This is a genomic window from Gordonia sp. AC31, assembly GCF_031844505.1.
GTDB classification, from domain to species: Bacteria; Actinomycetota; Actinomycetes; order Mycobacteriales; family Mycobacteriaceae; genus Gordonia; species Gordonia hongkongensis.
Window position 1 is genome coordinate 105111 of the sequence record NZ_JAUZVK010000013.1, and the last position, 20302, is coordinate 125412.

The 20302-nt window shown below is 67.9% G+C and carries 19 protein-coding genes; 10 read left to right on the plus strand and 9 right to left on the minus strand.

Going from position 1 to position 20302, the window contains the following annotated elements; all coding sequences use genetic code 11:
* Positions 1-207 precede the first annotated feature (207 nt).
* Both Q9R39_RS16390 and Q9R39_RS16395 read left to right on the plus strand, forming a co-directional pair.
* Entirely contained in the window at positions 208-1575 is a 1368-nt protein-coding gene (locus Q9R39_RS16390) for a M1 family metallopeptidase (protein ID WP_058251381.1), read from the plus strand.
* 8 nt (positions 1576-1583) lie between these two features.
* Positions 1584-2852, plus strand: a complete 1269-nt coding sequence (locus Q9R39_RS16395; RefSeq protein ID WP_058251382.1) for a hypothetical protein — start codon at positions 1584-1586, stop codon at positions 2850-2852.
* A 292-nt stretch (positions 2853-3144) separates the two neighbouring features.
* Here the strand turns inward: Q9R39_RS16395 and Q9R39_RS16400 are convergent, their stop codons facing one another.
* The gene (locus tag Q9R39_RS16400; RefSeq protein WP_058251383.1) at positions 3145-3999 is read right to left on the minus strand and encodes a glycosyltransferase family 2 protein; all 855 of its coding nucleotides are present in this window, start codon (positions 3997-3999) and stop codon (positions 3145-3147) included.
* A 91-nt stretch (positions 4000-4090) separates the two neighbouring features.
* On the opposite strand from Q9R39_RS16400, the gene Q9R39_RS16405 reads away from it, so the two are divergent.
* Together Q9R39_RS16405 and Q9R39_RS16410 are read left to right on the plus strand one after the other, a co-directional pair.
* A complete protein-coding gene (locus Q9R39_RS16405) occupies positions 4091-4792 on the plus strand; it encodes a glycosyltransferase family 2 protein (protein ID WP_058251384.1) in 702 nt (233 codons plus the stop codon).
* A 7-nt stretch (positions 4793-4799) separates the two neighbouring features.
* The gene (locus Q9R39_RS16410; RefSeq protein WP_058251385.1) at positions 4800-5153 is read left to right on the plus strand and encodes a DUF2304 domain-containing protein; all 354 of its coding nucleotides are present in this window, start codon (positions 4800-4802) and stop codon (positions 5151-5153) included.
* Here the strand turns inward: Q9R39_RS16410 and Q9R39_RS16415 are convergent.
* Positions 5150-5881 carry a hypothetical protein gene (locus Q9R39_RS16415; protein WP_211538732.1) on the minus strand — a complete coding sequence of 244 codons (732 nt, stop codon included), beginning with the start codon at positions 5879-5881 and terminating at the stop codon, positions 5150-5152. The genes Q9R39_RS16410 and Q9R39_RS16415 overlap by 4 nt on opposite strands.
* A 126-nt stretch (positions 5882-6007) precedes the next feature.
* Here Q9R39_RS16415 and Q9R39_RS16420 point away from each other — a divergent pair, with 126 nt between their 5' ends.
* From Q9R39_RS16420 to Q9R39_RS16430, 3 genes are all read left to right on the plus strand, one after another.
* Positions 6008-6550 carry an EXLDI protein gene (locus Q9R39_RS16420; protein ID WP_058251387.1) on the plus strand — a complete coding sequence of 181 codons (543 nt, stop codon included), beginning with the start codon at positions 6008-6010 and terminating at the stop codon, positions 6548-6550.
* A gap of 133 nt (positions 6551-6683) precedes the next feature.
* Positions 6684-7622, plus strand: a complete 939-nt coding sequence (locus Q9R39_RS16425) for an ABC transporter ATP-binding protein (protein WP_058251388.1) — start codon at positions 6684-6686, stop codon at positions 7620-7622.
* 8 nt (positions 7623-7630) lie between these two features.
* The gene (locus tag Q9R39_RS16430) at positions 7631-8425 is read left to right on the plus strand and encodes an ABC transporter permease (protein WP_058251389.1); all 795 of its coding nucleotides are present in this window, start codon (positions 7631-7633) and stop codon (positions 8423-8425) included.
* 57 nt (positions 8426-8482) lie between these two features.
* On the opposite strand, the gene Q9R39_RS16435 is transcribed toward Q9R39_RS16430, so the two are convergent.
* Both Q9R39_RS16435 and rfbA read right to left on the minus strand, forming a co-directional pair.
* On the minus strand, positions 8483-9100 hold the full coding sequence (locus Q9R39_RS16435) for a dTDP-4-dehydrorhamnose 3,5-epimerase family protein (RefSeq protein WP_058251390.1): 618 nt from the start codon (positions 9098-9100) through the stop codon (positions 8483-8485).
* A gap of 52 nt (positions 9101-9152) precedes the next feature.
* Positions 9153-10028, minus strand: a complete 876-nt coding sequence (gene rfbA / locus Q9R39_RS16440) for a glucose-1-phosphate thymidylyltransferase RfbA (protein WP_058251437.1) — start codon at positions 10026-10028, stop codon at positions 9153-9155.
* 130 nt (positions 10029-10158) lie between these two features.
* On the opposite strand from rfbA, the gene rfbB reads away from it, so the two are divergent.
* Positions 10159-11175: a dTDP-glucose 4,6-dehydratase gene (rfbB, locus tag Q9R39_RS16445; RefSeq protein ID WP_211538731.1), complete on the plus strand. Its 1017-nt coding sequence runs from the start codon at positions 10159-10161 to the stop codon at positions 11173-11175.
* Positions 11176-11275: 100 nt separating this feature from the next.
* Positions 11276-12295: a UDP-glucose 4-epimerase GalE gene (galE, locus tag Q9R39_RS16450; RefSeq protein ID WP_058251392.1), complete on the plus strand. Its 1020-nt coding sequence runs from the start codon at positions 11276-11278 to the stop codon at positions 12293-12295.
* On the opposite strand, the gene Q9R39_RS16455 is transcribed toward galE, so the two are convergent.
* The 4 genes from Q9R39_RS16455 to Q9R39_RS16470 form a co-directional block, all read right to left on the minus strand.
* Complete coding sequence (locus Q9R39_RS16455) at positions 12280-13143, minus strand: hydrolase (protein ID WP_078111742.1); 864 nt, start codon at positions 13141-13143, stop codon at positions 12280-12282. The genes galE and Q9R39_RS16455 overlap by 16 nt on opposite strands.
* Before the next feature lie 320 nt (positions 13144-13463).
* Entirely contained in the window at positions 13464-15545 is a 2082-nt protein-coding gene (locus Q9R39_RS16460; RefSeq protein WP_311277792.1) for a DUF6541 family protein, read from the minus strand.
* Between the two features lie 111 nt (positions 15546-15656).
* Positions 15657-16919, minus strand: coding sequence for an MFS transporter (locus tag Q9R39_RS16465; protein WP_311277793.1), 1263 nt, complete (start codon positions 16917-16919; stop codon positions 15657-15659).
* On the minus strand, positions 16916-17581 hold the full coding sequence (locus tag Q9R39_RS16470) for a GntR family transcriptional regulator (RefSeq protein ID WP_065630510.1): 666 nt from the start codon (positions 17579-17581) through the stop codon (positions 16916-16918). The genes Q9R39_RS16465 and Q9R39_RS16470 overlap by 4 nt, the downstream gene beginning before the upstream one ends.
* A 266-nt stretch (positions 17582-17847) precedes the next feature.
* Between Q9R39_RS16470 and Q9R39_RS16475 the strand changes: the two genes are divergently transcribed.
* On the plus strand, positions 17848-19044 hold the full coding sequence (locus Q9R39_RS16475; protein ID WP_058251397.1) for an NADP-dependent malic enzyme: 1197 nt from the start codon (positions 17848-17850) through the stop codon (positions 19042-19044).
* 108 nt (positions 19045-19152) lie between these two features.
* Here the strand turns inward: Q9R39_RS16475 and Q9R39_RS16480 are convergent, their stop codons facing one another.
* A complete protein-coding gene (locus Q9R39_RS16480) occupies positions 19153-20268 on the minus strand; it encodes a TIGR03364 family FAD-dependent oxidoreductase (protein WP_137808619.1) in 1116 nt (371 codons plus the stop codon).
* Positions 20269-20302 lie beyond the last annotated feature (34 nt).

Here is a 20302-nt window from a genome sequence, read left to right on the forward strand (position 1 = left end):
TCGATCGGGCGGGCCGGCCGTGCCGCCGCCAGGTACTCTCTCAGTGTCCGGGACAGCATCGCCCCGTCGCGGGTGAACAGCCGAATCGAGACGTCACCACCGAACCGCAACCGCTTCGTGACCGGTCGCAGCGCGTCGCCGACGCGACTCGTCGAGGCGCGCCGCCGCACGTCAGCCCGCCGGGGCAGAACGGAGTAGGAGTCGAGAGTGCCGGGAAAGTCTGGGCTGGGTTCACGTGGCAACTCCGGGCAACCCGTGCTGGGGGCACCCGCCGACGTCCTCGATACATATCTGCCCGACAACGGCAATCTGGGCTATCGCATCTCTCGATACGATCTGGAACTCGAGTACAAGGTGTCGAGCAATCGACTCGAGGGCACCGCGATCCTGACCGCGACGTCGTACGCCGAGCTCAAGCGTTTCACCCTCGACCTGGCGAGCTCGCTGTCGGTGCAACGGGTGTCGGTCAACGACAAGCGCGCCCGCTACTCGCATCGTCGGCACAAGCTGACCATCACCCCCGACACTCCACTCCCCCCGGGCGGGGCGATGACCGTCACCGTCCGGTACCACGGCAGTCCGCATCCGATCCGCGGCCCGTGGGGTGAGGTCGGTTGGGAGGAACTGACCGACGGCTCGCTCTGTGCGAACCAGCCCAACGGGGCGGCGTCGTGGTTCCCCTGCGACGACCACCCGAGCGCCAAGGCGCCGTACCGGATCTCGATCACCACCGACAGCCCGTATCACGCGCTCGCCAACGGCGTCCTGGAGTCCAAGCGGGTCCGCGCCGCGCAGACCACCTGGGTCTACGAGCAGGTGGAACCGATGCCCACCTACCTGGCGTCGATCCAGATCGGTCAGTACAAGCAGATCTCGTTGGCGTCCAAACCGATTCCGGTCTCGGGCCTCGTCCCCTCGCGACTCGAGGAGAACTTCGGGGTCGATTTCGGTCAGCAGACCGAGATGATGGCGGCGTTCGTCGAGATGTTCGGGCCGTATCCGTTCCCCCGGTACACCGTCGTGGTCACCGACGACGAACTCGAGATCCCCATCGAGGCACAGAGTTTCTCCACCTTCGGGGCCAATCACTGCGACGGCAGCCGGCACGCGGAGCGGTTGATCGCCCACGAGCTCGCGCATCAGTGGTTCGGCAATTCGGTGACCGCGGCCCGCTGGCGCGACATCTGGCTCCACGAGGGTTTCGCCTGTTACGCCGAATGGCTGTGGAGTCAGCACTCGGGCGGCCGCAGCGCCGACGAATGGGCGCGTCACTACTACGCGAAACTCGAATCGTCGCCGGTGCGTGTGCCACTCGCCGATCCCGGTCCGCGCAAGATGTTCGACGACTGGATCTACAAACGCGGCGCACTCACCCTGCACGCACTGCGGCTGACCATCGGTGACGGCGACTTCTTCGCGCTGCTGCAGCGGTGGACCGACAAGTATCGGTACGGCTCGGTGACCACCGAGGACTTCATGGCACTCGCCGCCACCCACTCGTCGAAGCCGCTCAAGGATCTCTGGGACGACTGGCTGTTCACGCCCGAGTTGCCGCCGTTCCCAGGTCCTTCCTGATCCGTTCGATGACGACCGATCCGACGACGCCGGGTCCGGACGCCGGTTCGGCAGGCGACACCGACGCACGTTCACTGGGCCGGGTCACGATGGCGACGATCGTCGCGGCCGCGTCGGGGTATGTCGTCCTGCTCTTGGCGGCCAGGCATCTCGGGGCCGTCGGTTACGGCGTGTTCGCCGTGTTCTGGGCTGCCTACGGCCTGGTGACCGGGGCGCAGAACGGGCAACTGCAGGAGACGACGCGGGCGGTCCGGACCGCCGCATCGGAGGGGCTCGCCCGGTCGCGCCCGTTGCTGGTCAACGCGGGCATCGGGCTCGGCCTGGCCGTTCTGGTCGTCGCGACGTCACCGTTGTGGAGCTCACGGGTGTTCACCGCGGATCGCGGCCTGTCGGTGCTGCTGCTCGCCGTCGGCGTGGCGAGCTTCGCGGTGTACGCGCACCTGTGCGGAGCGTTGTCGGGGCGGCTGGACTGGTCGTCGTTCGCGGTGCTGCTGTCGGTCGACGCGCTGATCCGGCTCGCTGGTGCCGGTGTCGCGGTGGCGGCCGGCTGGGGCGTCACCGCGTTCCTGGTCGTCACCGTCGTCGGGTCGGTGTCGTGGTGCCTGCTGCTCGTGGTGTCGGCCTCGGCCCGCCGTGCGATCGGCGTCGCCGGCGACGTCGCGCCCCGACGTCTGACGGGCAACACCCTGACCGCGATGGCCGCCGCCGCCGCGAGCGCCGTCCTCGTCATGGGTTTTCCCGTGCTCATCAACCTGACCACCGACCTGCGTGGCGGCCCCGACGCCGACGACGTCCGGACGATCGGCGCGCTGATCCTCGCCGTCACCCTGACCCGCGCACCACTACTAGTGCCGCTCAACAGCTTTCAGGGTGTGCTGATCTCGAGGTTCGTCGACCGCCGGGACCACCGCCTCGCCGCGCTGGGTGCTCCCCTCGGGATCGTCGCCGCGGTCGGTGGCGTCGGGGTGACGGCCGCGTGGCTGGTGGGCCCGTGGTTGCTGCGATCGGTGTTCGGCGCCGACTTCGATCTCGACGGTGTGGTCGTGGCGATGCTGACGCTCGGCGCGACGTGCCTGGCGCTGCTGACGGTGACCGGCGCCGCCGCGATCGCCGCGGGCGCCCACCGCTGGTACGCGGCCGGATGGTGGGTGTCGACCCTGGTCGCGATCGCGATGTTGTTGCTGCCGCTCGACGTCGCGACCCGGACCTGCGTCGCCCTCGTCGTCGGACCCCTGGTCGGCCTCGGCGTGCATCTCGTCGGGGTGCTGCGGGCCTGACCCTTCGTGACGCTCGCAAGCTCGCTCCTCAGGGAGCATGGGGTCGGCTCGCAAACTCGCTCCTTAGTACCTGCGGCCTCGCGGCCGTCGTTGACCGAAAGAACCGCATAACCCCTGCTCCCTGAGGTGCGAGGAGCGCAAGCGACGAGCCTCGAAGGGCTGGTGAGGCGCGCTACGAGCCCTTCGAGGCTCGCTTCGCTCGCACCTCAGGGAGCAGGGGTTAAGCTCGCTTCGCTCGCACCTCAGGGAGCAGGGGTTGGGCTCGCCCACCCCCCAGGGAGCGCAGGCGCTCCTAGCTTCCGGACGAAATCCGCAGCCGGCCGAGGCCCGCGCCGACGCGGGCCGAGAGGTGGTTCAGCCTCGACGTCGCGTGCCACCTGGCGGCGCGCGCTGCCTTCGGCCAGCCGTGCGCCTCGCAACGCTGCGCTTCGTCGGCGAAGAATCGGTTCTCCTCGGCGAACCGCCGACCGTCGACGGCCTGCACCGAACTCACCGAGGCGCGGTGCCTGCGGTAGGAGAAGACGACCTCGGGGTCGTAGACCAGTGATCCGCCGGCGCTCGCCAAATCGACGAGGAGTGCGAGATCGAGGACGATCTCGAGTCCGGGCCGGAACCCGACCTCGCGCACGGCGGCGGTCCGCCACAACAGGGACGGAAAATAGGTCCAGTTGCCGTGGTACAGCGAGGTGGCCAGCCGTTCCCCGGACAGCACGGTCGCCCGCGGCGGCGCGAGAACCGACTTGATCCGGTCACCGAGCGGCGTGACCGGTTGACCGTTCTCGTCGATGACGTCGACGCCGGGCGCGATGACCGCGGCGTCGGGATGGTGGCGGGCCATCGTACGGACGGCGGCGAGGTAGGCGCGGTGCATCACGTCGTCGCACCCCATGACCACGAACCAGTCGGCGGTGACCAGCTCGACGCAGCGCCGGAAGTTCCCGTTCACGCCGAGGTTGGTCTCGTTGCGGAGGTACTGGACCCGGGCGTCGCCGAGCGACTCCAGCCATTGCCGCGGCGTCGGATCCGGGTAGCAGTCGTCGACGACGACGAGCCGGAGGTCCGGGTCGTCCTGGTCGAGCACACTGGTGACGGCTTGCCGGAACTGGGCGACGTCGCCGTAGAACGGCATCATCACGTCGATCGTCACCGGACAAGACTAACCAGGTCCGATCACCATGCAGCCCCCGAGGCGTGCCGGGCGGCAGACCCCGCGCGGAAGCGGGTTAGGGTTGTTGACCATGGCCGAACCCAGTACCAACGCCGACGTGTGGCTGGTGGTGCCCGTCTTCAACGAGGGCCAGGTGATCCGCGAGGTGGCGGCCAAGGCCCGCGAGACGTTTCCCAACATCGTCTGCGTCGACGACGGCAGCTCGGACAACTCGGCCGAGCAGATCCGGGCCGCCGGGGTGCATCTGGTTCGGCACCCGGTGAACCTCGGTCAGGGCGCCGCGATCCAGACCGGCGTCGAGTACGCGCGTCGCCGGCCGGGGGCACGGTTCTTCGTGACCTTCGACGCCGACGGGCAGCACCAGGTTAACGACGTGTCGGCCATGATCGAACGCTTACGACGCGAGCCGGTCGACATCATCGTCGGGACCCGCTTCGCCGACGGTCGCAGCGAATCGGTTCCGATCCTGCGCCGGATGGCGTTGCGCACCATCGTGTTCCTGAGCCCGCGCACTCGTCGCCTCGGATTGTCCGACGCGCACAACGGACTTCGGGCGTTCAACAAGACCGTGGCCGATGAGCTCGACCTGCTCATGAGCGGGATGAGCCACGCGTCAGAGTTCATCGCGCTCATCGATCACCACCGGTGGCGGGTGGCCGAACAACCGGTGACGATCCTCTACACCGACTACTCGCGGGCGAAGGGACAGTCGCTGATCAACGGGGTCAACATCGTCGCCGACGGCCTGTTCCACACCCGGGTGAGGAAGTGATGCCACGATGATCTGGTTCCAGATCCTCGCGATCCTCGGTCTGGTCGCGCTCGTCGGGTTCTTCGTGGTGAATCGAGGCACGGCCCGCGCGTCGGCAGGCGTGAAGCTGCTGTTCGTCGCGTTCATCGGCTTCGGCCTCTACGCGATGCTGCGGCAGGACGACGTCACATGGGTGGCCAACAAGATCGGCATCCAACGCGGCCTCGACCTGGTCCTGTTCCTCCTGGTCATCGCGTTCGCCTTCACGACGGTGTCGACGTATCTGCGGTTCCGCGACCTGGAGGTCAAGTACGCGCGGCTGGCCCGCGCGATCGCGCTGCAAGACGCGGAGCGCGAGAACCATTCCGGAACGGGCGACTAGCTCCGGACCGTCATCGACTGCGCCGCGGCCCTCCCCGACTCCAGCCGATTGTTCGTACCATTGGCGGCGGAACGGCTTTCGGCCGCGGCCACCTGGAACATGGTGGCGACGATGGAGGCGTACAACACCAGCTCACCGAAATTGCCTAGCCAGAGAACCGACATGCCCGCGGCCGCGGTGACCAGCATCGTCACCGAGCCGAGCAACAGCCAGAGCGACCGCACCTGACGCCACGCGGTCATCCCGATCGCGATGAGGATCAGCACGGTGCCCAGTGCGGGGACCGGCGGGCCGGCAGCGGCGGCGTTGGCGTACCGCAGCGCATCACCGTCGGTCGCCGGCGTCAGCTCCAGCGCCACGAAGCACTCGACGATCCCGACGACCACCAATGCGGCGACGAGAACGGCCCCGACCACGACCACCGGGCGACTCCACCGCACCCCCAGACGCCAGGCGAGCACGGCCGCGGCGACAACGATCAGCGGAGTCATCAGCCCGTGAATCCAGAAGCGCGGCAGGTTGATCGCGTACAAAAGGTCACCGAAGCCGACCATCCGGCCTACGGCAACTGCCACGTTGTCGAATGTCAGTGCCACGCCGAGCAGGACCACCAACCAGGTGACGGCCCCGCCCGACCGCCTCACGCGGAACGCACACGCCGTCAACGCGATCATCCCCAGCCCTATCGCGGCCATGATCGCCGAATTTCCGATCACTCCAGTGAGCATCTGCTCGCCACCTCCCATTGCTCAGCTTACTGAACGATTCGGAGCCGTCACCCTCACGGACTGCCCTCCCGGATGCAGTTTCCCCGATCCCTTGCGTCTACGTATACATCTACATATAGTTACCGCATGCCCAACAAGACCATCTACGTCTCCGACGATGACCTCAAAGTCCTCGAACGCGCTCAACAGGTGTCAGGAGGCAATCTCTCCGGCGCAGTCGTCGAGGCACTGCGCGCGTACGTGCGGGCAGCCGACTACCGCGACGCCGGTTACGACGAGGTCGTCCTGCGCGACGGTCCCGACGGAGTGCGTCGTAAACGGTTCTTCGGCAGACTCCTCGCCGAGGAGACCGAGTACGACGAAACCACCGGCAATGCAACCAAATTGACCGCTTACGAAGGGCGGACCGGCAAGATCGTCCTCGCGGTCCACCACGTCGACTGGGCGAACTACGGGGTGACACATCGGCAGAAGACCGGTAACTGGCTGAAAGACCTGACCGGCCTTCCCAGTGTCCGCAGCCTGTTCACCGCCGACCTACCCGACTGGGGCGACTACCGCGTCGACATCGTCGACTCTCCCGACCAGCTCAAACCGCTTGTCCCCGAACGCTTCTACGCACGTACTGCCGCCGCCCTCCGACCCGAGGTCGAAGACCTGGACGTGTAAAACCCCACCCGACCGCACCACTAGAACAACCGAGCAGTTCCCGGCGACGTCCATCAGGGACCGTCGTCTACCCACACATGCATATATGCGCATGAGTTTATTTCTAGTTTCAGCAACCACTGGGAGCACGATCATGACAACAACCGCCGTCCGCGCCTCCGGACTCACGAAGTCCTTCGGCGACCACACCGTCCTCGACGGTATCGATCTCGACGTACCGGCGGGCGCGGTGTTCGCCCTGCTCGGACCCAACGGCTCCGGGAAGACGACCACCGTGAAGATTCTGTCCACGTTGTCGCAACAGGACGCTGGTGAGGTGGAGGTCGCCGGACTCGATCCGCGGACCGACCGCGCCGCGATCTGCGCGCAGATCGGCCTGACCGGGCAGTTCGCCGCCGTCGACACGTTGCTGACCGGGCGGGAGAACCTCACCATGGTCGCCCGCCTGCGACATCTCTCGAAAGCGGCGACCCGCGAACGGGTCGACCGGTTGCTGCGCGACTTCGACCTCACCGACGCCGCGGACCGTCGGGTCGCCGAATACTCCGGCGGTATGACCAGGCGCCTCGACCTGGCCATGACTTTGGTGGGCGAACCGTCGATCATCTTTCTCGACGAGCCGACGACCGGACTCGATCCACGGTCCCGCCGCGCGGTCTGGGACACCGTCCGCGGTCTCGTCGCCGGCGGCACCACCATCTTCCTCACCACGCAGTACCTCGAGGAAGCGGATCACCTCGCGGACCGGATCGCTGTGCTCGACCGCGGCCGCATCGTGGCCGAGGGGACGGCGGCCGAACTGAAGCGTCTCGTGCCGGGCGGATACATCCGGATCGACTTCACGAACGCCGACGACCTCGAACGGGCGCGGTCGCAGTTCCCCTCGGCGGTCGACACCCCGGGCGAGAACACCCTCGCCGTCCCCGGTGGCGCCGGGATCGGCGCTGTCCGCGGCGTGCTCGCCACCCTCGACGACGCCCGGATCGACGCTGCCGGGATCTCGGTCCACACACCGGATCTCGACGACGTCTTCCTCACCATCACCGGCCGCACCGCCGCTACCACCAACTAGGAGAAGTCATGACCACCACGCTCGACCACACCCTGTCCGACTCCGCGGTGATGGTGCGCCGCAACCTGATCCGGCTACGGCGCTACCCCACAATGATGTTCTCCACGATTGCGATGCCGGTCGTGATCCTGCTGATGATGACCTACTTCTTCGGCGGTGCCATCGAGAGCGCCCTCGCCGCGGACGGACCGCTGGACGGCAAGTACATCAACTATCTTCTCCCCGGCCTACTGCTCTTCGTGCCGTCGTTCCTGACGGTGGCGGTTGCGGTCTCGGTCAATCAGGACGTCACCGAGGGCATCATCAATCGGTTGCGATCACTGGCCACTCCGCCGACAGCGATCCTGGCCGGACACTTCGTCGGCGCCCTCATCCAAGGTGTGGTCGCGGTCTGCTTCCTGCTCGCGGTCGCGTTCGCGATGGGCTTCCGTGCCGACGCAAGCCTTCTCGACTGGTTCGCGGCCGGCGGACTGCTCCTGCTACTGACCGCGGGCCTCGTGTGGATCGCGGTTGCCATGGGTGTCGTCGCGCCGAATCCGGAGAGTGCGAGCAACATGCCGCTGCCGCTGCTGTTCCTGCCCTATCTGGGCAGTGGGCTGGTCCCGACCGACAGCATGCCCAACGGTGTCCGCCAGTTCGCCGAGTACCAGCCGTTCAGTCCCATCGCGGACACGCTGCGCGGACTCCTCATGGGTCTCGACATCAGTGATCGCTGGCCGTGGGCGCTGGGGTGGTGCGTGGTGTTCCTGGTGGTCGGCTACTTCTGGGCGGTCACCGCGTTTCGGCGGTCCACTACCGGCTGACGCTTCCTGCCCTGCGACGTGTACGGCTGGCGCCGTGCACGTTTCGGCGTTCGCGCCTCAGTTCCGCAGCGAACCCAGGAAGTCGGCCACCTCGTCGTGGTTCGGCAGCAGACCCGACTCGCGCGCCTCGGTGAGCCCCGGTGCCGCGGTGTCCTTCGGCGAGAGTTCGAACTCCAGCGGTGAACCGTCCCGGGCGTGCGTCGGCCATTCGATACCCAGTTCCGGATCGAGCGGGTTGATGCCGTGCTCACCGGTCGGGTTGTATCCGGTGGAACAGAGGTAGGTCACGGTCGAGTTGTCGGCGAGCGCGCAGAACGCGTGGCCGAGACCCTCGGACAGGTAGACCGCACGACGATCCACGTCGTCGAGCAGGACGGTGTCGTAGGTACCGAAAGTGGGTGAGCCGACGCGGATGTCGACGATGACGTCGAGAATCGCGCCGGTGGGGCAGGTGACGTATTTCGCCTGTCCGGGGGGGACGTCGGCGAAGTGCACGCCGCGCAGCACGCCGGCCGCGGACACCGAGAGGTTCACCTGCGCGAGGTCGAAGCGGTGACCGATGGTCTCGGCGATCACGTCGGCCTTGAACGCCTCGGCGAACAACCCACGGGCATCGCCGTGTTGGACCGGGGTGAACTCCCACGCTCCGTCGATGGCGAGCGGGCGGACCTTCATGCGGACACCTTTCCCAGGGTCGGTCGTCGGACATGCGCCTCGGGGGCGGCGCTTAGAAACCCTTGCCCCGCTGCAACAGTTCGAGCAGGTAGTCACCGTAACCCGACTTGCGGAGTTTGTCGGCACGAGCCCGCAACTCCTCGTCGGAGAGATACCCCTGTCGCCACGCGATCTCCTCTGGGACAGCGATTTTGAGTCCCTGGCGTTGTTCGACGGTGCGGACGAAGTTGCCGGCGTCGAGGAGGCTGTCGAACGTGCCGGTGTCGAGCCACGCCGTGCCGCGCGGCAGGACGGTGACCGACAGTTTCCCGCGGTCGAGGTAGTGGGCGTTGACGTCGGTGATCTCGTACTCGCCGCGGGCGCTGGGCCGCAGGTTGCGGGCGATGTCGACGACGTCGTTGTCGTAGAAGTACAGACCGGGTACCGCGAAGTTCGACTTCGGTTGTGCCGGTTTCTCTTCCAATGAGATGGCGGTGCCGTCGGCGTCGAAGTCGACCACCCCGTAGGCCTCCGGGTTGGCCACCCAGTAGGCGAAGACCGCGCCGCCGTCGACGTTCTCGAAACCCTGCAACCGGCTGCCGAGTCCGGGTCCGTAGAAGATGTTGTCGCCGAGGACGAGAGCGACCGAGTCGGTACCGACGTGGTCGGCGCCGAGGACAAAGGCCTGCGCGAGTCCGTCCGGGGAGGGCTGGGTCTTGTAGGTGAGGTCGATGCCGAACTGGTCGCCGTTGCCGAGCAGGTTCTCGAAGGCCGGGGCGTCGTGCGGGGTGGTGATGATCAGGATGTCGCGGATCCCGGCCAGCATGAGCGTCGAGAGCGGGTAATAGATCATCGGCTTGTCGTAGACCGGGACGAGTTGCTTGCTCACCCCCTGCGTGATGGGGTGCAGCCGCGTGCCCGTACCGCCGGCCAGGATGATCCCTTTCATGGCGATCAGGGTAATGCCCGCGGCCTTTCGCGACGGCACGCGAGTCGCGCCGCTGCGCTCACCCGAGGCGAGCAGGTCGGCTCCTCGGTAGAGTGACTGCGACCATCGACCTCGACGAAAGGCGCCGCGCGTGCGTGTTCTCGTGACCGGGGGTGCCGGGTTCATCGGCGCCAACTTCGTGCTGCGCACACTGGCCACCCGCCCCGGCGTCTCGATCCGGGTCCTGGACAAACTCACCTACGCCGCCAACCCCGACACCCTCGCCCCGGTCGCCGATCGCGTCGAACTCGTCGAGGGCGACATCACCGACGCCGCCCTGGTCGGCCGTCTCGTCGCCGACGCAGACCTCGTCGTGCACTTCGCCGCCGAATCCCACAACGACAACTCCCTGGCCGACCCGTCGGCGTTCGTCTCCACCAACCTCGTGGGCACCTACACCCTGCTCGAAGCGGTCCGCGCCCACCAGGTTCGCTACCACCACATCAGCACCGACGAGGTCTACGGCGACCTCGATCTCGACGACCCGGCACGCTTCACCGAACAGACCGCCTACAACCCGTCGAGCCCCTACTCCTCGACCAAAGCCGGCAGCGACCTGCTCGTGCGCGCTTGGGTCCGCTCCTTCGGCGTGGCCGCCACCATCTCCAACTGCTCCAACAACTACGGCCCGTACCAGCACATCGAGAAGTTCATCCCCCGCCAGATCACCAACGTGCTCTCCGGGGTGCGCCCCAAGCTCTACGGCGACGGCCGCAACGTCCGGGACTGGATCCACGTCGACGACCACAACGACGCTGTGTGGACCATCATCGACCGCGGCCAGATCGGCGAGACCTACCTCATCGGCGCCGACGGCGAGGTCGACAACCGCACCGTCGTGGAAACCATCCTCGAACTCCTCGACCAGCCCGCCGACGCCTTCGACTTCGTCACCGACCGCCCCGGCCACGACCGCCGCTACGCCATCGACTCCACCCGCCTGCGCACCGAACTCGGCTGGACCCCCTCCTACCTCGACTTCCGCGCCGGCCTCGCCGCCACCATCGACTGGTACCGCGACCACCCCGGCTGGTGGCAACCCGCCAAAGAAGCCGTCGAACAGAAGTACGCCACCACCGAACGCGTCACCGGCACCTCCGCTGGTTGAGCCGGCCCCGAGCGAAGCGAGGCGCCGAGTCGAAGCCACCTGGTGACCTCCATGCAGTCCACTTGGCCCATTCCCAGGGTCGCCGCTTACGGTGGTCGTCATGCGCGTACTCGTGAGCGGAGGAGCGGGCTACATCGGCTCGCACACCGTCATCCAATTGGTCTCGGCCGGACACGACGTCGTCATCGTCGACGATTTCAGCAACGCCAAACCGGCCGTCGTCGGCCGGCTCGAGGCACTGACCGACCGTTCCATCCCCGTCCACGCCTTCGACCTCGCCGACGTCGACAAGACCGAACACTTCTTCGCTCACGAGGACATCGACGCGGTCATCCACTTCGCGGGGTTCAAGGCGGTCGGCGAGTCGGTGGCCAAGCCGCTCGACTACTACCAGAACAACCTCGGCACCACGTTCGCTCTGCTCCGCGCGATGGAACGCCACGACGTGCACACGTTGGTGTTCTCGTCGTCGGCAACGGTCTACGGGGCCGAGCCGCAGTTGCCTATGACCGAGGATCTGCCGACGTCGGCGACCAACCCGTACGGCTGGACCAAGGTGATGATCGAGCAGATCCTGCGCGATGTCGCCGCCAGTTCGGACGTGTGGCGCATCGCGGCACTGCGGTACTTCAATCCGGTGGGCGCACATCCGAGCGGACAGATCGGCGAGGACCCGTCGGGCATTCCGAACAACCTGATGCCGTTCGTCGCGCAGGTCGCGGTCGGCCGGCGCGAGAAGCTGGCGGTCTTCGGCGACGACTACGACACCCCCGACGGCACCGGCGTGCGCGACTACATCCACGTCGACGACCTGGCCGCCGGCCATGTCGCGGCCCTCGACCGCATCAGCACCGGCGAGACCGGCATGTCGACCTGGAATCTCGGTACGGGGCAAGGGGTTTCGGTCTTGGAGGTCGTGCACGCGTTCGAGAGGGCCAGTGGGCGCCCAATCCCCTACGAGGTCGCCCCGCGGCGGGCCGGCGACATCGCCGCGTCCTACGCCGATCCGACCCGGGCGAACGACGACCTGAACTGGCACGCCGCCAAGACCATTGACGACATGTGCGCCGACACCTGGCGCTGGCAGTCGGGCAACCCGAAGGGCTACCCGGACGCCTGACCGGTTTCCCCTTGGGCAGGCGCGTGCGGATCGTCGGGATCGACGATCGAGTCGGTGACCCAGCCGATGTAGCGCCGCGCCGAACTGTCCACCACGTCCCGGGCGTTCTCGGCCACGACGACACCGAACGCGTCGTAGAGCCGGTCGAACCGGAGTTCGTTCACCCGGTCGACGATCTGACGGACGAGCCGCGGTGACAGCGGGATCATGTTCGGGTAGCTGCGCATGAAGGTCACCATGCCGGGCTGCATGACGCCCTTGATGGTGTCGCCGGTCAGCACCGCACCCCTGCCGTCGGCGGCGTCGGGGAGGTGTAGCACCGCGCTGCCGGGGAAATGACCGCCGCACTGGACGAGTCGCACCCCGCCGAGGACTTCGGTGGTGTCCGACCAGAAGCGCACGACGGGGTCGGGGCGGGTGACCCATCGCCGGTCGGAGTCGTTGTAATACACCGGAACTCGACCGAATCGGTGACTGAGCGAGACGCTCGCGCCCACCAGATGCGGATGGCTCGCGGCGATGGCGGCGACCCCGCCGTGCTGCTTTAGCCAGTCGACGAGGGACGGCCCGAGGAAACCCGGCGGTTCCCAGAGGATGTTCCCGTCGGGAGTCGCGACGAGCAGGGCACGCTGCCCGATCCCCACGGAGGGTTGCACCGTCAGCGCGGTCAGACCGGGCTCCAGTTCGTGGGCGGTCAGCGCGTTGTCGGCGGTCTCGTCGAGCGGAGTCCAGCTGGGACCGCTGACCGGAAGCCACTGCCGGTCGTCGTCGCAGATCGGGCACATCGCGGGCGGCGTCTCGCCCGGCGGGAACTCGTTGGCGCAGAAGACACACATCCAGGGCCGCATGTCCCGACGCTAGCCCGTGCCCGTGCGTCGAACGGGGTGAATGGCCGCCCCCGCTCCGTGAGGAGCGAGACGCGACCCCACTGCTCCCGAGGAGCGAGACGCGGCCCCACTGCTCCCTAATCCGAAATAAGCGACCCCATTGCTCCCTGAGGTGTGAGGAGCGATAGCGACGAGCCACGAAGGGCCTGGTGAGACACGATGCTGAGCCCTTCGTGGCTCGCTTCGCTCGCACCTCAGGGAGCATGAGTTCAGTCGCCCAGGATTGGTCTTTCGTGGCCCACGACGGCCGCCGGGCCGCAGTTACTGAGGAGCGGAGACACTCAGGGCGCGGGCGGCGGCGGGTAGACGAGGTCGTTGACGCGGTAGATCACCGCGTCGCCGCGGCGGAACACCTCGGTCAATCCGGGAGCGCCGTTCTGACGCAACGCCAGGAAGGGGTCGCCCTGGTGACCGCGGGCGGGGTCGGGCATGCCGCGCTGGAACTCCCAGTAACTCGGCGGCGAGTCGATCACGTAGTGCACGTTCATGTCTCGCACGATCTGGTCGATGGCCGGGTCGGCTCCGATCTCCGACACCCCCCAGAACAGGTCGCGCTGCCGCTCGGAGAACTCGTTGGCCCGGTAGAAGGGGAACATCGGGGTGACCCCGGTGACCGGGTACAGCCAGCCGGTGCCCTGGTCGAGGTTGTTGAGGACCAGGACGTCCTGGGCGTCGGGCTGCGCGGCGAGCCACTCGTAGGCGGCGAGATCGTCGGGCCCGACATACTTGCCGCCCCGTTCCTTCGACGCGATCTGCGCGTTCGGCGGATAACGCACGACGGCGACGCCGGCGATCAGGCCCAGCAACACCACGTATGTCGCGGCCACCACCCAGCGCGCCTTCCCCGAAGTCGCCTCGGCCTTCTCCTGACCGTCGGCCGGTTCCGACGCCACGCGGCGTCGGGCCAGACCTGCGACGCCGAGCGCGAGAACCCCGATCGCGACGCCGGCCGCCGCGGCCGAGAGGATCGCGACCACGAACGTGAGCCGGTGGGGTGAGTTGTAGAAGTAGCCGCCGATCGCCCCGAGCGGGTACGACAGCGGCCCCAGGGACACCATCGCGTTGGCGGTCACCAGGGCGAACACGAACCATGCGACCAGGCCGGCCCAGCATCGCAGCCATACGAGCGCGATCAGCCCGAGCAGGGTGACGACGATCAGCGGCCACACCGGGAAGTGGTCGAGCTCGAGCGGGATCGTCCCGTTGAACGCGCCCTTGACGAGCCCGTCGAGGACGCCGATCGTCTCCTCACGGAAGTCGAAGAACGGGAGTTCGTTGGTGTCGGCGACCCGGATGGTGCCCAGGATGACGGGTGCGATGAGGACCAGCGTCACCACCGCCGTGACGGCCAGCGTCGCGGGATCGCGCAGGCGACCGGCGACCGGACGCCACAGACCCTCGCACAGCCACCAGAGGCCGACGATCACGCCGACGACGATCAGGCCGGAGGGGTGGGTGGCGGTCACACCGGCCACGGCCAGCGCGGCCGGCAGCACACGCGATCGGTCCGACACCACGCTCATCACGAGGACGGCGGCCACCGGCGCCAGGCTCACGCCGACCGCGTTCGGCACCGAGGTCAGCTGGACCTCGACGTAGGGCAGGGACGGGAACAGCGCACTCAGCGCACCCGCGGTACCGGCGATGAGAGCCGACGAGTCGACGTCGTAGCGGTGCCGCGCGAACCAGTAGGCCAGCGACGCGACACCGAGCGGAACGGTGATCGCCAGCACTGCGGGCGAATACGTGTTGTAGAGCTCGACCGGGTCGGCACCGGTCAGCGGGAACAGCAACGCACCCAGCGCATGCCAGGTGTTCGGGTAGTAGTTGAACCCCTGGGTGTCGTAGTTCATCAGCTCGCCCATCCGCATGGCCGAGCCGACGCCCGTCTCGTGGATCCAGCGCAGCGAACTGGCGTGCCACAACGAATCCCACACCTGCGAGATGTTGCCGAGACCGGCGAATGCGGTCGTCGCGATCGGCCGGATACAGGTGACGGCGATGACGAGTCCACCGAGTCCGAGCCCGGCGGCGACGCGCACCATCGCGGTCCGTCCCACGCGGGATTCGCCGTCGGCGTCGGGTACCGGCGCCAGCCGCTGACCCCACCGGGTGAGCAGCAGTGCCGAGTAGACCCAGGCACCGCCGACCGCGAAGACCAGACCCACCAGGGCCGAGACGGCATTCCACTCGAAGCCGACGACGGAGTACAGCACCGTCAGGATCGAGACCAGGGCGAACGTGATGGGCGGACCGGCGGCCAGCGCGACCGGCCACGGGAGGTTCATCCGTCGGCCGACGAACGCGCCGGGCAGGATGAGCACGAGGGCGGTCACGACGACGACCCATGCTCCCAGCATCATCGTCTGCGCCTTTCCACACTCACCCGCCGCACTCCCCGTCGCACCGCGGTGTCACTGCGCGGTGCCTGATCAAACTCTCAGCAGGTTACCGGGTGGTCGATCGACGACGCGTCACCGTGTGCGGGCGGCCCCGGCGGCCGAGCCCGCCATCGCGGCGGTACCGGGTTCGTCGACGGGCGCACCGTGGCGACTATGTCCGAGGAGAGCGACGATCAGGCTCATCATCGCGGCGACGGCGCCGAAGCCGAACATGACCGGGTAGGTGATCGCCGGCCAGCTCTCCGAGATCCAGGCCAGAACCGCCGGAACCCCGAAGCCGAGGTAGGTCACGCCGTAGAACACGGCCGTGAGCCCGGCGAGGTCGTCGGGTCCGGCGATGCGCTGCACCTCCAGCAGGCCGACGATCATCGCCATGCCGTATCCGCAGCCGAGCAGCGTCGACGCCAGGAGCGCGACCCAGACGGTCAGCACGTGTGCCGCCACGGCCGCGAGGACCATTCCGGCCACGAGCACCACGAAGGCGACGACGACACCGCGGAGACTCCCCGGCCGGTTGATCCGCCGACCCAACGACTGGATGCCGAAACCGGCGGACAGGCCGAGGACGCAGCACAGGCCGGCGAACGCGATCGGCGCTCCCGCGGTGCGGGCGGACATGAGGGCGGGGACGATCGCGTAACCCGATGCGGCGGCACCGAAAACCCAGGGCGCCAGTGGCAGCACGACGAACAGGAAACGACGATGGCCCGCGGACGGGATGCGCAGGTCGTCACGCAGACGCCCCGGCGAGTCTTGTCTGGGACGTGTCTCCGGCACCAGCACGATCAGGTTCGTCGCGACGACCGCGACGACGATGTTGATCAGGTACGGCAGCACATGCGGCCACGGCCCCCACTGCGCGAGCACCCCGGCCACCCCGGCGCCGACGCCGAAGCCGGCGGTGAGACTCATGGCCGCGCGACCGGCGCCGGCACCCGTCTGCGCACCGTCTCGGTCGGAGAGTTCCTTGATCCAACTCCCGCCCACGGCCATCGAGAGACCCAGCGCGATGCCGCTGCACACCCGCCCGGCGGTCAGCAGTGCCACCGACTCCGAGCCCGCGGCCAGCAGTCCCGAGCCGACCGCCGCGAACAGCGGGGCGGGCAGCATGAGTGGCCGTCGGCCCAGCCGATCCGACAACGGGCCGCCGATCAGCAGGGCGGGCACGATGCCCAGGACGTAGGCGAAGAGCAACGCGTCGACGACGACCGGCGACATGTCGGTGATCTGCCGGTACATGACCAGCAGCGGCGTGAATTCGTTGCCGCCCCACGCGGTGGCGAACACGGCGAGCGCGACGGCGGGCCATCCGAAGCGCGCGCGGTCGGCGCTCATGCCGGTGCCCCGGGGAGGTCGTGCCCGGGTAGATCGTGAACCGCGACGAGGTGGCCGGCGAGCAGGGTGTCGAAACGTTCGGCGTCGGCGGACTCGATCGCGTCGAGGAGCGCGCGGTGGTCGTCGAGGATTCGGGCCGCGACACTCGCGTCCCGGTGCACCGACGCCGTCGTCATCCGTCGATGCCGCTCCCCGAGCGTGGTGTAGAAGCCGGACAGCAATGCGTTGTCGCCGGCGGCGGCGATGAGCTGATGGAACTCGGCGTCGATGCGGGAGAACTCTCGGATGTCCGAGGCGTCGGACCGACGATGGGCGTCGAGGTTGGCGCGCAGACTCCGCACGAGTCCGGCCACCGCGCCCGGCCGACCGACGACCGCACGCACCGCGTGCCGTTCGAGGAGCAGGCGTGCGTCCACGACGTCGCGGATCTCGCGCTCACCGATGGGGACCACGAGGGCTCCCCGTTTCGGGTAGAGACGCATCCAGCCTTCGGTCTCCAACCGCAGGAACGCCTCGCGCACCGGAGTACGGCTCACCGAGCACTTCGCGGCGATCTCACCCTCGCTGATCAGCTCACCGCCGGCGATCGCGTTTGTGAGAATTTGCTCTTTGACCTCGACATATACCCGCTCAGCAGCGGATTCGGAGGTCGCATGCAACATAGACACAAGTTGTACCTTATCAATGATCATTGGACACTTCACCTGGGCCGACCCACCTTCCGGAACGATCCCAGACGGTGAGACACTTAATCCGGCCGTAACGAGCGTCACCCCGCTCGCACGAGCCCGGCCCGCGTCCGCTGAGCCCACCTGCTCGCGTCGATGCGGATCACTTCTAGCTCGCGGGCAGCGTGGCCGGCGAGACGATGCAACCCGCATTTCGCGGCTTTTCAGGAGGACCCGTGACGAGCACGGAGGACACACGTATGGGTGAGACCCCCTACACCGAACCCACGATCGCCGACCACCCCATCACCGACGAAGAGATCTTCTTGGCCCACGTCGGCGGCAAGCTCTCGGTGGAGCTGCGCGCACCCATCGACACCCAGCGCGACCTGTCGATCGCCTACACCCCGGGTGTGGCCCAGGTGTCGCGTGCGATCGACACCGATGCGACCCTGGTGAACAAGTACACCTGGACCGATCGCCTGGTCGCAGTGGTGAGCGACGGCTCGGCGGTCCTCGGACTCGGCGACATCGGCCCCCGCGCCTCGCTGCCGGTCATGGAGGGCAAGTCCGCACTGTTCCGCAGCTTCGCCGGACTCAACTCGATCCCCATCGTTCTCGACACCCAGGATCCCGACGAGATCGTCGAGACCCTCATCCGACTCCGCCCGAGCTTCGGCGCCGTGAACCTCGAGGACATCTCCGCGCCGCGCTGCTTCGAGATCGAGCGCCGCGTCATCGAGGCCCTCGACTGCCCGGTCATGCACGACGACCAGCACGGCACCGCGATCGTCGTCCTCGCCGCCCTCAAGGGCGCGACGACCCACCTCGGCCGCGATCTCGCCGGCCTGAAGGTCGTGATCTCCGGCGCCGGTGCCGCGGGTGTCGCGTGCGCGAACATCCTTCTGGCAGTGGGCATCTCCGATGTCGTCGTGTTGGATTCCAAGGGCATCGTGTCCGCGGGACGTGACGGCCTGAACGAGTCGAAGAGCGAACTGGCGTCGCGCACCAACCCGCGCGGGCTGACCGGTGGCGCGGTCGAGGCCCTCGCCGGCGCCGACGTCTTCATCGGTGTGTCGGCAGGTCTGATCCCCGAAGAGCTCATCGCGTCGATGAACGACGATTCGATCGTCTTCGCCCTGTCGAACCCCGACCCGGAGATCCATCCGGAGGCCGCCGCGAAGTACGCGGCGATCGTCGCGACCGGGCGCAGCGACTTCCCGAACCAGATCAACAACGTGCTCGCCTTCCCCGGCGTCTTCAAGGGTGCGCTCGACGCCGGTGCACGACGCATCAGCGAGGGCATGAAAATCGCTGCGGCCGAAGCCATCTTCTCGGTCGTCGCCGACGACCTGCGCGCCGACCGCATCGTGCCCAGCCCGCTCGACGACCGGGTCGCCCCGGCGGTCGCGGCCGCCGTCGCCGACGTCGCCCGCGCCGAGGGGCACTGCTCCTAGCCGTAGGGCTTCGATCTCGACTGAAAACCACCCTCCAGGAGGGCGCCGACGGCAATTTGTCGTCGGTCCGCCTGTGGAGGGTGGTTTTCAGCAGTTCGGCGGCGTCACTCACCACCCCATGAGCTCCGCCGACTCCTCGGCGATGGCCGGGCCGAGGGTCATCCCGCGGCCACCGGGGCCGGTGACCGCCCACACCCCGTCCCCGATGGACTCGCGGCACACGATGCGATGGGGCTCGGTGCACTGGCTGTAGACGCCGGCCCAGCGGCGCTGGATCTTTGGCAGCGGCCGCCCGAGCAGCCCCTCCGTCACCTCGACGAGGTGGGCGTAGGGATCCTCCTCGACGTCGAAGGTGAACGGTTCGACGTACTCGTGGGTGTCGCCGATGGTCAGCCCACCGTGCAGGCGCTGCACGCACAGCAGCTGCATCCCGTGGTCGGCGGCGACCGGTCGCTGCGGTTCGGTGCGCCGAAGTTCCTCGAGGGCGGGGCCCGCGAAGCCCGGGTAGTAGCGGAGGCTGTCGCCGTCGGCGATCGAAGTGGTGAGACGTTGCCCGAGTGGTGCCGTCTGCATCATCTGCAATCGGACCCGACGGACCGGCAGCTCGCCGAAGATCTCGCGGAGCAGTCCGCGATGAGTTGCGCCGGGGCACAACACGACACAGTCGCCTGCGTGAACGGCCCCGGTGTCGTCACGAACCGAGGTGCCGGTGATCGCGCGCGCCTCGACGCCCGGAACGAAGGTGTATCGACCCGATCGCTCCAAGCGGAATCGCAAGGCGGGCATCGCCTGTCGGGACTCCACAGCGGCGTCGGACGCGCAGTACAGTCCGGCGAGGTAGTTCCCCTGTAGCGCAGGGTTCTTCTCCGCGACCTCGATCCGGCGCAACAGGGAGAATCCCTGACGCTGCGCGTCGTCGCGGGCGAGCACCTCTTCGGCGACGGCGAGTTCAGCCTCGGTACGTAACAGGGTGATCGAGCCGTTCGCCCGGAAGCCGACCTTCGGGACCTGGGTGCCGATCTGCTCCCAGAGGATGCGGGAGCGCAGCGCGATCTCCAGTTCGGGAGCGGATCGCCCCGAGACCCACACCAATCCGAAGTTGCGGACGGTGGCGCCCCGCGCGCCGAGTTCACGATCCAGATGGATCACCTCGTGTCCACGTTCGACGGCCATCCAGGCGTGTGCGGTTCCGATGATCCCAGCACCGACGATGATCACGCGCATGCGTTCACTTCTCCTCTGTCGAAAGATGGTGTCA